18 protein-coding genes and 1 pseudogene are annotated in these 15101 nt (G+C 72.9%); 12 read left to right on the top strand and 7 right to left on the bottom strand.

What is annotated here, in order from left to right; translation table 11 throughout:
• The first annotated feature begins 3 nt into the window (after positions 1-3).
• The 3 genes from AB0411_RS11360 to AB0411_RS11370 are packed head-to-tail and all read left to right on the top strand — an operon-like array spanning position 4 to position 1158.
• A complete protein-coding gene (locus AB0411_RS11360) occupies positions 4-294 on the top strand; it encodes an acyl carrier protein (protein ID WP_366417025.1) in 291 nt (96 codons plus the stop codon).
• Between the two features lies 1 nt (position 295).
• Positions 296-769 (top strand): SRPBCC family protein, encoded by a 474-nt coding sequence (locus AB0411_RS11365; RefSeq protein WP_366417026.1) that lies wholly within the window; start codon positions 296-298, stop codon positions 767-769.
• Positions 770-825: 56 nt separating this feature from the next.
• Positions 826-1158, top strand: coding sequence for a TcmI family type II polyketide cyclase (locus AB0411_RS11370; RefSeq protein ID WP_159478707.1), 333 nt, complete (start codon positions 826-828; stop codon positions 1156-1158).
• A 113-nt stretch (positions 1159-1271) separates the two neighbouring features.
• Here the strand turns inward: AB0411_RS11370 and AB0411_RS11375 are convergent, their stop codons facing one another.
• The 3 genes from AB0411_RS11375 to AB0411_RS11385 all read right to left on the bottom strand — a co-directional run bounded on the left by AB0411_RS11375 (position 1272) and on the right by AB0411_RS11385 (position 4677).
• Complete coding sequence (locus AB0411_RS11375; protein WP_366417027.1) at positions 1272-2300, bottom strand: methyltransferase; 1029 nt, start codon at positions 2298-2300, stop codon at positions 1272-1274.
• Between the two features lie 7 nt (positions 2301-2307).
• Positions 2308-3414, bottom strand: coding sequence for a right-handed parallel beta-helix repeat-containing protein (locus AB0411_RS11380; RefSeq protein WP_366417028.1), 1107 nt, complete (start codon positions 3412-3414; stop codon positions 2308-2310).
• A 462-nt stretch (positions 3415-3876) separates the two neighbouring features.
• Entirely contained in the window at positions 3877-4677 is an 801-nt protein-coding gene (locus AB0411_RS11385; protein WP_366417029.1) for a TetR/AcrR family transcriptional regulator, read from the bottom strand.
• Between the two features lie 173 nt (positions 4678-4850).
• Here AB0411_RS11385 and AB0411_RS11390 point away from each other — a divergent pair, with 173 nt between their 5' ends.
• Positions 4851-5729, top strand: coding sequence for a siderophore-interacting protein (locus AB0411_RS11390; protein WP_366417030.1), 879 nt, complete (start codon positions 4851-4853; stop codon positions 5727-5729).
• A gap of 11 nt (positions 5730-5740) precedes the next feature.
• Here AB0411_RS11390 and AB0411_RS11395 read toward each other — a convergent pair whose 3' ends face one another.
• On the bottom strand, positions 5741-6115 hold the full coding sequence (locus AB0411_RS11395; RefSeq protein ID WP_366417031.1) for a VOC family protein: 375 nt from the start codon (positions 6113-6115) through the stop codon (positions 5741-5743).
• A 443-nt stretch (positions 6116-6558) separates the two neighbouring features.
• Between AB0411_RS11395 and AB0411_RS11400 the strand changes: the two genes are divergently transcribed.
• Complete coding sequence (locus tag AB0411_RS11400; RefSeq protein WP_366417032.1) at positions 6559-6939, top strand: ArsR/SmtB family transcription factor; 381 nt, start codon at positions 6559-6561, stop codon at positions 6937-6939.
• A 145-nt stretch (positions 6940-7084) separates the two neighbouring features.
• Positions 7085-7411, top strand: a complete 327-nt coding sequence (locus tag AB0411_RS11405; protein ID WP_366417033.1) for a hypothetical protein — start codon at positions 7085-7087, stop codon at positions 7409-7411.
• Here AB0411_RS11405 and AB0411_RS11410 read toward each other — a convergent pair.
• Entirely contained in the window at positions 7380-8180 is an 801-nt protein-coding gene (locus AB0411_RS11410) for a CDP-alcohol phosphatidyltransferase family protein (protein ID WP_403148181.1), read from the bottom strand. The two genes, AB0411_RS11405 and AB0411_RS11410, sit on opposite strands and share 32 nt — an antisense overlap.
• Before the next feature lie 109 nt (positions 8181-8289).
• On the opposite strand from AB0411_RS11410, the gene AB0411_RS11415 reads away from it, so the two are divergent.
• The 5 genes from AB0411_RS11415 (at position 8290) to AB0411_RS11435 (ending at position 12744) form a co-directional block, all read left to right on the top strand.
• Positions 8290-9273, top strand: a complete 984-nt coding sequence (locus AB0411_RS11415; RefSeq protein WP_366417034.1) for a zinc-dependent alcohol dehydrogenase — start codon at positions 8290-8292, stop codon at positions 9271-9273.
• Positions 9274-9351: 78 nt separating this feature from the next.
• Positions 9352-9750 carry a 6-pyruvoyl trahydropterin synthase family protein gene (locus AB0411_RS11420; protein ID WP_366417035.1) on the top strand — a complete coding sequence of 133 codons (399 nt, stop codon included), beginning with the start codon at positions 9352-9354 and terminating at the stop codon, positions 9748-9750.
• Positions 9747-10868, top strand: coding sequence for a glycosyltransferase family 4 protein (locus AB0411_RS11425; RefSeq protein ID WP_366417036.1), 1122 nt, complete (start codon positions 9747-9749; stop codon positions 10866-10868). The genes AB0411_RS11420 and AB0411_RS11425 overlap by 4 nt, the downstream gene beginning before the upstream one ends.
• A complete protein-coding gene (locus AB0411_RS11430; RefSeq protein WP_366417037.1) occupies positions 10865-11740 on the top strand; it encodes a class I SAM-dependent methyltransferase in 876 nt (291 codons plus the stop codon). The genes AB0411_RS11425 and AB0411_RS11430 overlap by 4 nt, the downstream gene beginning before the upstream one ends.
• A complete protein-coding gene (locus AB0411_RS11435) occupies positions 11737-12744 on the top strand; it encodes a lysylphosphatidylglycerol synthase transmembrane domain-containing protein (protein WP_366417038.1) in 1008 nt (335 codons plus the stop codon). The genes AB0411_RS11430 and AB0411_RS11435 overlap by 4 nt, the downstream gene beginning before the upstream one ends.
• Positions 12745-12846: 102 nt before the next feature.
• Here AB0411_RS11435 and AB0411_RS11440 read toward each other — a convergent pair.
• Both AB0411_RS11440 and AB0411_RS11445 read right to left on the bottom strand, forming a co-directional pair.
• Positions 12847-13527 (bottom strand): annotated as a pseudogene (locus tag AB0411_RS11440) (RibD family protein); the annotation flags it as partial.
• Positions 13487-14242 (bottom strand): creatininase family protein, encoded by a 756-nt coding sequence (locus tag AB0411_RS11445; RefSeq protein ID WP_366417039.1) that lies wholly within the window; start codon positions 14240-14242, stop codon positions 13487-13489. The gene AB0411_RS11445 and the pseudogene AB0411_RS11440, both read right to left, overlap by 41 nt.
• 112 nt (positions 14243-14354) lie before the next feature.
• On the opposite strand from AB0411_RS11445, the gene ribA reads away from it, so the two are divergent.
• On the top strand, positions 14355-15038 hold the full coding sequence (ribA, locus tag AB0411_RS11450; RefSeq protein WP_366417040.1) for a GTP cyclohydrolase II: 684 nt from the start codon (positions 14355-14357) through the stop codon (positions 15036-15038).
• Positions 15039-15101: the final 63 nt, after the last annotated feature.

A 15101-nucleotide genomic window follows, 5' to 3' on the forward strand; every position in this document is an offset into this window, starting at 1 on the left:
CACATGAACGCTCAACTGACGCTCAATGAGCTGGCCGCGCTGATGAAGTCCGCCGCCGGGCTCACCGTCGACCCGAAGGAGCTGGCGAACCGGCCCGATGCGACGTTCACCGAGTTCGGCCTGGACTCGCTGGGCCTGCTCGGCATCGTCGGCGAGCTGGAGAACCGGCAGGGCCGGACGATGCCGACCGACGCGGAACGCTGCAGGACGCCGCGCGACTTCCTCGACCTCGTCAACACCGGTCGAACCGCCCCCCAATCCGCCCAAGAGAACGTGTCTACGACAGGAGCCTGACATGTCCGGCCACACCGAGAACGACATCACCATCGCGGCACCGCTCGACCTCGTCTGGGACATCACCAACGACATCGAGAACTGGCCGCAGCTGTTCAGCGAGTACGCCTCGGTCGAGGTGCTGTCCCGGGAGGGCGACACGACCACCTTCCGGCTGACCATGCACCCGGACGACAACGGCACCGTGTGGAGCTGGGTCTCCGAGCGGGTCGTCGACCGCCGCAACCGCACGGTCCGCGCCCGCCGGGTCGAGACCGGCCCGTTCGAGCACATGGACATCCACTGGAAGTACAGCGAGATCCCGGGTGGCACCTCCATGCACTGGACCCAGGACTTCGCGATGAAGCCGGACGCCCCGGTCGACGACAAGGGCATGACCGAGCTCATCAACCGCAACTCCCGGATCCAGATGGAGCTCATCCGCGACCGCATCGAACAGCGCGACCGCGAGCTCCGGTCCACCACCGTCGGCTGACGGCCCGACAGGCCGTGTGCGGACCGCCACCCGGCGGCAACGAAGGGATCTCCCCGATGCATCACGCTCTGATCGTCGCTCGTATGGCGCCCGGTTCGGCTCCGGACATCGCCGAGGTCTTCCAGGCCTCGGACCGTACGGAACTGCCGCACCTGGTCGGCGTCTCGCGACGGACCCTCTTCCAGTTCGGTGACGTGTATCTGCACCTCATCGAATCCGACCGGCCACCCGGCCCGGAGATCGCCAAGGTGACGGAGCACCCGGAGTTCCGCGCCGTCAGCGACAAGCTGTCCGCCTTCGTCAGCGCGTACGACCCCGAGACCTGGCGGAGCCCCAAGGACGCGATGGCCCAGCAGTTCTACAGCTGGCAGCGCGACGGCAGCGGCTGACGCGTACGCGGAACCGGGGCGATCCCCCGGCTCCCGCGCCGTCCCGGACAAGGGCAAGGTCGCCCGGTGAGGAGAAGCCTCCGCACCGGGCGACCTGCCGTGCCGGGTCATGCTCACTCGGGGACGGTGCACTCGAAGGCGTGCAGGTACGGATTGACGACGAGGATCTCGCCGACCTTCAGGCCGGCCTCCGCCATGCGGCTGACCAGGCTCGCCTTGGTGTGCTTGGCGCCGCCCACGTTCAACAGCAGCAGCAGGTCCATGGCGGTGGTGAACTTCATCGAGGGGCTGTCGTCGACGAGGTTCTCGATGATCACGACGCGGGCGCCGGGGCGGGCGGCCGCGACGACATGGTGCAGCGTCCTGCGGGTGCTCTCGTCGTCCCACTCCAGGATGTTCTTGATGATGTAGACATCGGCCTGGACCGGGATGTCCTCGCGGCAGTCGCCGGGCACCACCCGCACCCGTGAGGCCAGCGGACCGCCCTCGCGCAGCCGGGGGTCCGGGTTCGCCACGACGGTGGGCAGATCGAGCAGGGTGCCTTCCAGAGTGGGGTACTTCTCCAGCAGGCTGGCGAGCACATGCCCCTGGCCGCCGCCGATGTCCGCCACCGACGACGCGCCGCTCAGATCGAGCAGGTTCGCGATGTCCTGTGCCGACTGCTTGCTGGACGTGGTCATCGCGCGGTTGAAGACCTCGGCCGAGTCCCCGGCGTCCTGGTGCAGGTACTCGAAGAAGCTCTTGCCGTACAGGTCGTCGAAGACGCTGCGGCCGGTGCGCACCGCGTCGTCGAGCCGCGGCCAGGCCGCCCAGGTCCACGGCTCGGTGCACCACAGCGAGATGTACCGCAGGCTGTTGGGGGTGTCCTCCCGCAGCAGCCGGGACATCTCCGTGTGGACGTACTTCCCGTCGTCGGTCTCCTCGAAGATCCCGTAGCACGACAGGGTGCGCAGCAGCCGGTCCAGCGGCCGCGGCTCGGTCTTCACCGCGGCGGCCAGTTCCTCCGCGGTGGTGGGCCGGTCGCCCAGTGCGTCGGCGACGCGGAGTTGCGCCGCCGCCCGTACGGCCGCCGCACACGCGGCACCGAAGACGAGCTCCCGGAGGCGCATGGCCGGCTGGGGGGTGTGGCTTACGGTGGTCATTCCGCCTCTATTCTCCGGTTGAAGAGGACTGTGCGCCGTGCTCCCCCTGCCGCCGGCACAGACCGGGCGGCTGCGAGGTCCGGCAGATGTTGTCGACGAACCGGTTCCCCTTGCCCTTGGGGTCGCGGTTGGCGAGGTCCACCGGCTTGTTGCGCAGCACGAGGTTGTCGACGATGAGGTTGCGCTCGTTGGTGGCCTTCACGAAGCTGTGGAAGAGCACGATGCCGCCGGAGAGCGGGGACTTGCCGGCGTTGTCGCGGATCAGATTGCGCCGCACCAGCGTCTTCTCGGCACCGGTGAGGACGATGCCGGACCCCTGGAGGAACGGCAGCCGCGGGGTGCGGGGGCAGTACTTGTTGTTCTTGACGATGGTGTTGTTGCGGACCGCCAGCGCGCCGGCCCGGGGACGGGACTCGTCGCCGACGACGAAGACGCCGCCGCAGTTCTTGGTGATGGTGTTGTGGGCGACCGTCAGGTTCCTGACGCGGCGCACGGTGATGCCGATCCGGTTGTTCGCGAGGTAGTTCTCGGTGACCGTGGCCCCGCGGGTGTCGGTGGCCCCGGCCTCCTCCTTGACCGTGTTCGCCAGGAAGATGCCCGAGTCGCCGTTGCCGGTGACGACGTTGTCGCGGATCAGCCCGCGGACGGACCTCTCCTGGGCGATGCCCCACACCCCGTTGTGCCGCGCGGCCACGTCGTGGACGAGCAGCCGGTCGGTGCGGGACGCCCAGATGCCGTTCTTCTTGAAGCCCTTGACGGTCAGCGAACGGATGCTGACGTCCCGCAGTGGCCGGCCCGCCGTGCCGATGACGCAGATGCCGTTGCCGGCCTTCGCGCACATGTTCCCGGCCCGCTTGCCGCCCGGCTCGAGCACGGTCTTGTGGTCCGCACCGACGAGGCGGATCCGCGACTTGCGGATGACCACGCTCTCCCGGTAGTGGCCGGGCCGGATGAAGACGGTGTCGCCCGGCTTCGCTCTGTCCACCGCTCGTTGGATCGATTGCCCGGGGTGGACGACGTGTCGTTCCGCTGCGTCGCACGGCGATGCCGCGCCCAGTCCGCCGACCAGCATCCCGGCGACACAGCCCATGTATGTCATCTGTCGAAGCGCCATGAGGCGAAGCTATGGGCGATCACTGCCGCTCGCCACATGTGGTGACCCGGCGATGACACTGCGTGTACCGGCCCGCTGTCGACACGCCGTCAAGTCCGCTGCCCCGCCTCGCACCGGACCGCCTATCAGGGCCGGTCAGCGGGGCCCTCACCGGTGGCGCGGGGCGCTTCGGTGCACGGCCGGCGGGCGCCCGGAGGGGTATCACCTGACCGGGTATCGGGCGGGGTGCCGGACGGAGCATCGGGCCCGGCTTCCGACGGGGCGTCAGCCGTTTCGTCCGGCCACACCTCGGTCAGGAACGCCGCGAGGCTGGTCGGCAGGAACCACGGACGGACGCGGGAAACGGTCACGGAAGACCAACGCGCCAGGACCGGCCGACGACACCCGTTCGGGGCGCCGAGTGCGCGGGATCACCCCAACGGCCCCGGGTGGCGACGGCCGAACGGGCGTTGCCACCCCCGCTCAGCGGCCGCGCCGGACCGCCGCCTCGATGCCGTCGAGGATCACGGCGAGGCCGGCCTCGAAGGTGGCCCGCGCCTCGCGCTCCAGGTAGGGCACCGCCTCGTCCGGCTCCGGCGCGGCGCCCTCGGTCTCGAGCCGGACCAGGAGCGGGAAGCGCTCCGCGAAGTCGGGGACCATCTCGGTCAGCATGCCGGAGCGGGCCTGCCACCACTCCTCGTCGGACACCCCCGTCGACGCCGCGGCCAGCCGCGACTCCGCGACCGTCCGCGCGGCGCCGCGGACGCAGTGGAACAGGGTCCCGACGATCCGCCGCAGCGCCGCGGAGTCCAGCCCGGTCGCGTACAGCACGCGCAGCAGTGTCTCCAGGGAGCGGTACTCGTGCGGGCCGAGCACCGGCCGCGCCTGGGAGACCTGGAGGACCCAGGGGTGGCGGAGCGAGAAGTCCCAGGTGTCCTCGGCCCAGGACGTCAGCGCGGCCCGCCAGCCCGGTGCGAGGTCGTAGTCGGCGGGCAGTTCGGCCAGTACGTGGTCGTGCATCAGGTCCACCAGCTCGCTCTTGCCGGGGACGTAGGTGTAGAGCGCCATCGCCGTGCGCCCCAGACGCTCGCCGACCGCGCGCATGGACAGCGCCGCCATGCCGTCGGCGTCCGCGATCGCCACCCCTGCCTCGATGATCGCCGCCACGCTCAGCGCCGGTCTGGGCCCCGACCCCCGTGGTGCGCGCGGGGGCGCGGCGCCTTCCGCGCGCCACAGCAGGGCCATCGAACGGCGGGCGTCGCCCTGGCCCGCGAATACGACCACTTGCCACTCCTTACGGCATAAAGTAACGTCGCCGAGCGAACTCTTTACGGCGTAAAGATAGCAAGGTCCTGCGGCACCTTCGATGCGCTGACGGCGCGTCGGCCGCGCACCCCGCCCCAGGTGTCATCGCGTCAGCTTCTGCCCGAACCCCCTTCTGCCTCACGGAGGATCCGATGGCGGCCGTTCCCGTCGCGCTCATCCAGGTCACCGAGGTCCGGCGCCTCACCCCGCACATGGTCCGCGTCACCTTCGCCGGGGAGGGCCTCGACGCTCTCCCCACCTGGCCCGACCAGCAGCTCAAGCTGTGCTTCCCCCGCCCGGGCCAGGCGGTGCCCCGGCTGCCCGAGGGGGTCCCCGACGGGGATGCGATGGGCTGGTACCAGGCGTTCCTCGCCCTTCCCGAGGACGAACGGCCGTGGATGCGCAGCTACACCGTGCGCTCCTACGACCCCGTGCGGCAGCGGATCAGCATCGACTTCGTGCTGCACGGCACGGACCCGGCGACGGCCGGGCCGGCCACCCGGTGGGCCGCCTCCGCCGCCGTCGGCGACACCCTCGCCCGCTACGGCCCGTCACCCGAGTACGCCAGGCCGCTGCCCCTCGACAGCGCCGACTGGCTGCTGCTGGCCGGCGACGAGACCGCGCTGCCGGCCATCGGCTCCCTCCTCGAAACGCTGCCCGCCGGCGCCCGCGCCCTGGTCTGCGTCGAGGTGGCGGACGCCGCCGAGGAACAGCACCTCGCCACCCGGGCGGACCTCACCGTGCGGTGGGTGCACCGAACCGGCCCCGGAGCCGGGCACCCTGACGCCCTGCCTGCGGCCGTGCGCGCCCTCGCCTTCCCGCCGGGCCGGGTCTTCGCGTGGCTGGCCGGCGAGGCGGGCACGGTACGGGCGCTGCGGCGCCATCTGGTCGAGGAGCGCGGTGTCGGCAAACGGCAGATCGACTTCAGCGGGTACTGGCGCCGCCGGCTCAGCCAGGACGACGCCCCGACCGACGAGGACCTCGCCGAGGCACGGGAGCGCGTCGAGGCGGCCCGGTCCGCACAGGGCTGACGCCCGCAGGATCAGCCCGCCCGCTCGGCCGCGCTGCGCTCCACGCAGAACTCGTTGCCCTCGATGTCGGCCAGCGTCGCCCACCCGGTTCCGTCGGCCCGGCGGTGGTCGGCCACCAGGGTCGCGCCGAGCGCCAGCAGCCGCTCCACCTCCTCGTCCCGGCCGCGGTCCTGCGGCTGCAGATCGAGGTGCACCCGGTTCTTCCCGGCCTTGGCGTCGGGCACCGTGACGAACAGCAGGGTCCCGCTCGCGGAGGTGACCGTGGCCTCCGGGTCGCCCGGCAGGTCGTCCTCGGCCGTCGTGCCGTCCAGCACCTCGGCCCAGAAGCAGGCCAGGCGATAGGCGTCGGTGCAGTCGACCGTGAAGTGACGTATCAGGGAAGTCATGGGCGTCACTATGAGGTTGGGAGGCGGGGGAGTGCCAGCGGATACCCGCGGGGCGCGGCGGCGTTCCCGGCCGCGGGCCCGGGGGCGGTGCGGGGCCGGGCCTTCCGGTGCGGGTGACGGTGCGGCAACTCGGCCCCCTTCGCGGGGGAGTTCGCGAGACGGCCGCGCCACGGGCCCGGCCGGGCGGCGGGACGGCGCGCCGGTGGGCGGCCGGAGCGGGTCGCCGGGCCGTCCGCGCCGCGCCTGCCCCCGGTTTGTCCGGCCCACCCATTCAAGTCGCCCGCCCCCGTCGTCTACAGTTGCAGAATTCCGCAATTCAACAGATGACGCGACGGCCGGTCGGCCTGAACGCGGAGGACATGCGTGGGCGGTTTCGCCGGATCGGTACGGAAACGGGTGCGCGCGGAGCGGTCCGCGCCCGGTCCCGGAAGCGAGGCGGGGAGGTGAACGGCGCCTGGGTTCCGCTGTGTCAGGCCAAGGCCGAATTCTTCCGGATGCTGGGTCATCCGGTCCGCATCAGGGTGCTGGAACTGCTCCAGAGCGGGCCGATGCCCGTACGGGGACTGCTCTCCGCGATCGAGGTGGAGCCGTCCGCGCTCTCCCAGCAGCTGGCGGTGCTGCGCCGCGCCGGCATCGTGACAGCCACCCGCAGCGGCTCCACCGTCGTCTACGAACTGGCCGGCGGTGACGTCGCGGAGCTGCTGCGCGCCGCCCGCCGGGTCCTGGCCGAGGTGCTCGCCGGGCAGCACGCGCTCCTGGCCGAGCTGCGGCAGGCCGAGGCCGGCGCGGTGCCGGCGGCCGACGGGGTGGGGGCGGTCACGTGATCCGCCCGCCGCACCGCGCGCACGCCGGCCGCCCGGGACAGGCCCGCTCCCTCACCACCGGGAAAGGGTGACGCGGATGTCCGGAACACCGAGGCGCAAGGGACCGCCGCCCTGGCGGGCGGTCCGCTCACGCACCTGCATACCCATGGCCTCCGGGCGGGGCACCGTACGCCCCTGCCGGGGGCGCCCCCCTGGGCGGGGCCCGCTGCGCACCGCCCGCGGACACGGCCGGGCCTGCCCGGAGAGCACCGCCCGCCCCCGCACCTCGCCGCGCTGCGGCGTCCGGCGGTCCCGTACCACCGCGGTGCGCCCCGGGACCCGGCTGGCGCAACTGCCCGGGTCGGTCCGGCTCACCCGCCGCGCCCCACGGCGCAGCCCGTGGCGGCAGGTGCTGCTCTCCATCCTCGTGACCCAACTGCTGCTGGTCTTCCTGGCGCTCGTCATCTATCTGGGCCGGCACGCCGGGACGTGACACGGACGCCGGCGAGGGGCGGGCCGCCGATGCCGGCCACGGGCGGGACGCCCGCCGCGGCCCCGGTCCGCCACAGCCAGGCGACATCACGTCCGAAGGACCACACCAGGAGCCCCAGCGCCACGGCCACCGCGGCGACCGCCGAGGGCCGCGGCAGGATTCCCGTACCGGCCGCGACCAGCACGACGCCCTGCAGCGCCGCCACGGTCTTGCGGGCCATGCTGTGCGGCAGGGCGCCGCGCAGCCACGGCAGCACCCAGGACGCCGCGACGAAGAGGTACCGCATGAGGCCGATGCTCAGCACCCAGGCACCCAGCGGGATCGCGACATGGACACAGAGCACCAGGATCAAGAAGGCGTCGACCTCCATGTCGAAGCGCGCCCCCAGTGACGTCGACGTTCCGGTGCGCCGGGCCACCTGACCGTCGACCGCGTCCAGGGCCAGTGCCACGGCGGCGAACGTGACCAGCACCACAACCGGTGTCCGCCGGTCGAAGGAGTCCGCGACCAGCGCGGTCACCCCGCCGACGAGGATGGTGCGGGCCAGTGTGACGCGATTGGCCGGACCGAACGACGTGGTCCATGTCCGGCGCAGCGCGACGGTGAGCACCGCCCAGGTGACCACGGCGAACAGGCACCCCGTGAACCAGCCCACGGTGCCCAGACCGCCCACCCGGCACAGCACTTCGAGCAGCAGCAGCTGGACACCCATGCCGGCCGTGATGTCCGGTCCGAACGGCCTTGTGTCGTAGCGCTCTTGTACGGCCACCCTGCCTCCCGGGATGTGTAGCGGAGTCGAAGGGCGCCGCGTAGGGTGACGGCGTCCTGATGATCTCCAGCATCGATGAACCATCGCCGTAGCGTCCAGGAGGATCCCGATGCCGCGCGTCGCTTGTGCCTTTTGGCTAAGCGCTCCAGGTCAGGGCGAGCTCCGGACGGTGCCCCTTCCGGAGCCCGCCGCCGACGAGGTTCTGGTGCGCACGATCTGCTCCGGGGTGAGCCGCGGAACGGAGACCCTGGTCTTCCGTGGCGGCGTCCCCGAGAGCCAGCACACCGTGATGCGGGCGCCGTTCCAGGAAGGCGCCTTCCCCGCGCCGGTCAAGTACGGCTACCTCAATGTTGGCGTCGTCGAGGAGGGGCCGCACGACCTGCTGGGCCGTACGGTCTTCTGCCTGTATCCGCACCAGACCCGCTTCGTCGTCCCGGCGAGCGCCGTCACCCCGGTACCGGACACCGTCCCCGCCACGCGTGCCGTGCTGGCGGGCACGGTCGAGACCGCGGTGAACGCCCTGTGGGACGCCGCGCCGCTGGTCGGCGACCGGATCGCGGTGGTCGGTGCCGGGATGGTCGGCTGCAGTGTCGCCGCGGTCCTGGCCCGCTTCCCCGGGGTCCGGGTGCAGTTGGTCGACGCCGACCCCGTGCGCGCCGCCACGGCCCGGGCGCTGGGGGTGGACTTCGCGCTGCCCGCCGACGCGCTGGGCGACTGCGACCTGGTCGTGCACGCCAGCGCCACCGAGCAGGGGCTGACCCGCTCGCTCGAACTGCTCGCCCCGGAAGGCACCGTGATCGAGCTGAGCTGGTACGGAGACCGGCAGGTCAGCCTGCCGCTGGGGGAGGCCTTCCACTCCCGCAGACTGGTCGTGCGCAGCAGCCAGGTGGGCGCGGTCTCCCCGGCCCGGCCCCGCCGCACCTTCGCCGACCGGCTCGCCGTCGCCCTCGACCTGCTCGCCGACCCCGCCTTCGACGCGCTGATCACCGGCGAGTCGGACTTCGAGGACCTGCCGCAGGTGCTGCCCCGCCTCGCCTCCGGTGACCTCCCGGCGCTGTGCCACCGCATCCGCTACGGGCCCGAGGACGGCTGACAACCCCCGGCGGACCGACCGGAATCCGCCGCCCCACGACACCCCGCATGAGACCGACATCACACCGGAGGAACGGCCTTGTTCAGCATCACCGTCCGCGATCACCTCATGGTCGCCCACAGCTTCCGGGGCGCGGTCTTCGGACCCGCGCAGCGTCTGCACGGCGCGACCTTCATCGTGGACGCCACCTTCCGCCGCGCCGAGCTGGACGACGACAACATCGTCGTGGACATCGGCCTGGCCACCCAGGAACTCGGCGCCGTGATCGGGGAGCTGAACTACCGCAACCTCGACGACGAGCCCGCCTTCGCCGGCATCAACACCTCGACGGAGGCCCTGGCGAAGGTCATCGCCGACCGGCTCGCCGACCGCATCGAGGCGGGCAACTTCGGTGCGGGCGCCCGCGAGCTGGCGGGGATCTCGGTCACCCTGCACGAGTCGCACATCGCCTGGGCGACGTACGAGCGCACCCTGTGACCTCCACCGGCGCCACCGCGGAGGCGGAGCGTGTGGTGCACTTCGTCCTCCCCGGTGACGTCGACGATCCGGCGGTCCCCAGCGGCGGCAACACCTACGACCGCCGGGTGTGCCGCGACCTCCCGGCCGCCGGCTGGCAGGTGCGCCCGCACGCCGCGGCTGGCAGCTGGCCGCAGCCGGACGCCGCGGCCAGCGCCGGGCTGGTGCGGTACCTGACGGCGCTGCCGGACGGCGCCGTGGTCCTCCTGGACGGCCTCGTCGCCTGCGGCGTCCCCGAGGTCCTGGTCCCCGAGGCGGCACGGCTGCGGCTCGCCGTCCTCGTCCATCTGCCACTGGCCGACGAGACCGGACTCGACCCCGCCCTGGCGGCGGAGCTGGACGCCCGCGAACGCCGCACCCTGCACGCCGCGGGGGCCGTCGTGGCCACCAGCGGGTGGGCCGCCCGCAGACTCGTCGCCCACCACGGACTGGACGCGGAACGGGTCCACGTCGCCCGGCCGGGAGCCGATGCCGCGCCCCTCGCGCCGGGCACCGACGGCGCCTCCGGACTGCTGTGCGTCGCGGCGGTCACCCCGCGCAAGGGCCAGCACCTCCTGGTGGACGCCCTCGCCACCGTCACCGAGCTGCCCTGGAGCTGCGCCTGCGTCGGCGGGCTCGACCGCGACCCGCGGTACGTCGCCCAACTGCGGCACAGCATCGCGAAGTCCGGGCTCGACGACCGGGTCGCCCTCACCGGACCGCGGGCCGGCGCGGACCTGGCGGCCCGCTACGCCGCCGCCGACCTGCTGGTCCTCACCTCGTACGCGGAGACCTACGGCATGGTCGTCACCGAGGCGCTGGCCCGCGGGATCCCGGTGCTGGCGACGGAGGTCGACGGGGTGCCGGAGGCGGTCGGCCGGGCCCCCGACGGCACGGTGCCCGGGCTGCTCGTCCCGCCCGGCCGGCCGTCGGCCGTCGCCGGGGCGCTGCGCGACTGGCTGGAAGACCCGCAACTGCGGGACGGGTTGAAGAATGCCGCACGCGCACGGCGTGCCATGCTGGAGGGGTGGGAGATGACGTCGCACAGTCTGGCCGGAGCGCTGGAACGGCTTCGGAACGAGATCCGGAGCATACGGTGAACGTGACCGACAGGCCCCGATTCGCCCCGCGGTGGCTGGAGTTGCGCGAGCGCGCCGATGCCGCCGCCCGCGCACCCGAACTACTGCATCCGCTGCTGGAGTGGATGGCCGCGCGGAGACCCGCGGGACCGCCCGGGGGCACCGGCGGCCTGGTGATCCGCGATCTCGGGTGCGGTACCGGCTCGATGGGGCGCTGGCTCGCCGTCCGGCTGCCGGGCCCCCAGCACTGGGTCCTCCACGACCTCGACCCCCTGCTGCTCGCGCACGCCGGCGCCCGGATGCCGGTGACCGCCGCCGACGGCACGCCCGTTGACGCCAGCACCCGGCGCGGCGACCTGGCCGCCCTCACCGCCGACGACCTCGCCGGCACCTCCCTGGTGACCGCCTCGGCGCTGCTCGATCTGCTCACCCGCGACGAGATCGAGGCGCTCGCCGAGGCCTGCGTGGACGCCGGCTGCCCGGTGCTGCTGGCGCTCTCCGTCGCCGGACGCGTCGAACTGACCCCGTCCGATCCGCTCGACACCGAGATCGCCGACGCCTTCAACGACCATCAGCGGCGCACGGACCAGGGCCGCGAGCTGCTCGGGCCGGATGCCATCGCCGCGGCGGTCGAGGCGTTCGAGCGGCGCGGCGCGACCGTGGTGGTGCGGCCCAGCGCCTGGCGGCTCGACTGTGCGGAATCGGCGCTGACCGCCGAATGGCTGCGCGGCTGGGTCGGCGCCGCGCACGCCCAGCGGCCGGAGCTGGCCCCGGAGGCGGTGGCCTACCTGCGCCGACGGCTGGAGGAGTGCGCGGCCGGGGAACTGTCGGTCGCGGTGCACCACACGGATCTGCTGGCGCTGCCCGGGCCCGCGTCCGGGAGCGCGGGATGAACCGGTCCCGCTGGGCGGCGTGGCTCAGGCTGCTCGCGGGACTGGCCATCCTGGTGGCGCTGGTGGGGCATCTGGGCTCCGCCGCCTTCCTGGACGGCCTGCGCCGGATCGACGCCGGCACGCTGCTGGCCGCCCTCGCCATCGGCGCGCTCACCACGGTGTTCAGCGCCTGGCGGTGGTGCCTGGTGGCCCGCGGCCTCGGGCTGCGGCTGCCCCTGGGCGGGGCCGTCGCCGACTACTACCGGGCGCTGTTCTTGAACGCGGCGCTGCCCGGTGGCGTCCTGGGCGATGTGCACCGCGCCGTGCACCACGGCCGGCACTCCGGTGACCTCGGCCGGGGTGTGCGGGCGGTGGTCCTGGAGCGCACCGCGGGCCAACTCGTGCTGCTCGTCGCCGGGACGGTGGTGCTGCTCGTCCGCCCCTCGCCCGTGCTGGCGCCGGTCACCCGCTTCCTCACCTCGCCCGCCGTCGCCCTGACCGCGGCCGCGGCGGGCGTGCTGCTGGCGGCGGGCGCGGTCCTGCTGCGCCGGCGGCGGGGCGCCTCGCGCGCCGAACGCGCCCTGCGCACCGTGCTGACCGAGGCCCGCCAGGGCCTGCTGGCCCGCGGCGTCTGGCCCGGTGTCGCGCTCTCCTCCGTGGTGGTCCTGGCGGGCTACCTCGGGATGTTCGTGCTGGCCGCCCGGGTCGCGGGGGCCGACGCGCCGACGGCCGAACTGGTGCCGCTGGTGGTGCTGGCGCTGCTCGCGATGGCGCTGCCGCTGAACGTCGGCGGCTGGGGCCCCCGGGAGGGCGCCGCCGCCTGGGCGTTCGGCGCCGCCGGGCTAGGCGCGGCGCAGGGACTCACCACCGCCGTGGTCTACGGCGTGCTCGCCTTCGTCGCGAGCCTCCCGGGCGCCGGGGTGCTGGTCGTCCGCCGGTCCGCCGAACGGCGCACCGAACGCCCGCAGTTCGAGTTCGAAGAGCGTGTCCTCGCCGAGCAGGGCGCGTCGCAGCGGCGGGCGTAGCGCCTCCCGCATCACCGGCGTACCGGGGAAGCGCAGGCCGGGGACGCCGTCGCCGAGCAGCACCGGTGCGACGGTGACATAGAGCCGGTGCAGCGCCCGCTCCTGCAGGAACCGCGACACGGTGACCCCGCCCCCTTCGACCAGCACCCGGCCCAGCCCGCGCCGCGCCAGCGCCGCCAGCAGGCGCGGCGGAGCGGCGGCGGCCGCGTGCGGCAGCACCAGCACGTCGACGTGGCTGCCATGGCTGCCGCGGGGGGCGGCGGTGACGTCCGGTCCCACCACCCACAGCGTCGGCGCGGCACCGTCGGTGAACACCCCGCTGTGCAGCGGCACCCGGCCCCGCGGATCGAGCACCACCCGCACCGGACTGTCGCCCGTGCAGGCCCGTACGGTCAGCCGCGGGTCGTCCGCCACGGCGGTGCCGGCCCCGACGACCACCGCATCGGCCAGCGCCCGCAGCCGGTGCAGATGGCAGCGGTCCTCCGCCCCGGTGACATAGTCGGCGTCACCGGTACGGGTCGCGATGAAGCCGTCCAGGCTCTGCCCGAGCTGCGCGAACGCCGCCCGGGGCCCGGCCAGGCACAGCGGCAGATAGCGGGCCGCGAGCTCCACCGCCTCCGGCGTGGCGGGCCCCGCCCACCGCAGTCCGCCGTCCCCGTCGGCCACCATCCCGGCGGCCCGCGCCTGGTCCGGCGTACGGATCGTCCGCAGCCGCTCCCAGGCGGCCGCCGCGTCGAGCACCTCAGTCATGGGCTTCCGTTCCCGCGCCGAACAGCGCGGCATACTCGTCGAATGCCTCGGCCAGGCCGGCCAGCAATTCCTTCCCCTTCCGGGCGGACGCCAGCGAAGGACGCCCGATGACCCCGGATTCGGTATACGCCGACATGCCGAGCGTCAGCAGCTGCTTCCGGTCATCGGCGACCCAATCCGACGATTCGTAGCCTTCCTTGACCAATTCGGGATGGGCATACAGCAGAATGGACGTCTCGGCCTCTCCCGCATGCATATCGGTGTGTCCGGACGTCTGCACCCCGGCCCGGCTGCGCGCCGCGTCCCAGTCGGCCGATCCGGGGAAGAGCGCCATCCGCACACCGCTCCCCGCGGATTCCTGAACGACATTGCGCAGCACGTAATTTCCGCCGTGTCCGTTCACCAGAATCAGGGTGCCGATACCGGACCTGCGGAGCGAATCGGCGATGTCCGTGACCACCGTGTGCAGCGTGCGCGCCGAAATGCTGACGGTGCCCGGCCAGTCGGCGTGTTCGTGCGAACAGGACACGGTCAGCGGCGGCAGCACCTGGACGGGACGGCCGGCTGCCACCTCCCGGGCGATGGTGCAGGCGATGACGGTATCGGTGGTCAACGGCAGGAAAGCGCCATGTTGTTCGAAGCTGCCGATGGGCAGCACGGCCATCGTCGGCCGCCGTGCCCGGACGTCCTCGGTGGTGTCCGCCGGCAGCAGGCCGGGCGCCGGAGTCGGGTGTCCCGAAGGGGTCATCGTGTGCTGCGGCCTTTCGTCGCTGACTCACCGAGTCATGGTTCTCGCAGCATACTTGTTGTGTTCTGAGCGAGTCCCGCCGATCCATTCCCCTCGCGGGTACGATCGCGCCATGATGGACCCCGACGACGACGTGCGCACCGACCTCCGTGTCGCAATCGATGATGCCCTCGGTCACAAACCGGGCGTGGAACAGGTGGTGACGGCCAGGCTGCCCACCACATACGGTGAATTTCTCGCCGTCGGCTATCTGGACCGCCGTACCGGGATCGAGCAAGTGGCTCTGGTCCACGGCGATGTCGTGGGAGAGCCGGTGCTGACCCGGGTGCATTCGGAATGCCTCACCGGCGATGTCTTCTCCTCCACCCACTGTGAATGCGGCGATCAATTGTCCGCCGCACTGCGCGCGATCGTGGCGGAAGGGCGCGGCATTCTCGTCTATCTCCAGGGCCATGAGGGCCGGGGGATCGGCCTGCTGGCCAAGCTCCGGGCGATGAAGCTGCAGGAGGGCGGGCTGGACACGGTCGAGGCGAACATCGCGCTCGGGCTGCCCGTCGACGCCCGTGACTACACCGTGGCCGCGGAGATGCTGCTGGACCTCGGCGTCCGGTCCGTGCGGCTGCTCTCGAACAACCCGCGCAAGCGCGAGGCGCTGGTGCGGCACGGCATCGCCGTCGCCGAACAGGTCCCGCTGCTGATGACACCCCGTGCGGAGAACATCCGCTACCTCCGCGCCAAACGGGAGCGCCTCGACCACGACCTGCCGCATCTGGACGGCATCCACGGTCTGTCCTGACGCGGCGGGACGCACCGCGGGGGCGGCCGCCCGGAAAACCCGAGGAGGGCTCGCGGCGCCGGA

The organism is Streptomyces angustmyceticus (assembly GCF_040701845.1).
In the GTDB taxonomy this organism is placed as follows: domain Bacteria; phylum Actinomycetota; class Actinomycetes; order Streptomycetales; family Streptomycetaceae; genus Streptomyces; species Streptomyces angustmyceticus_A.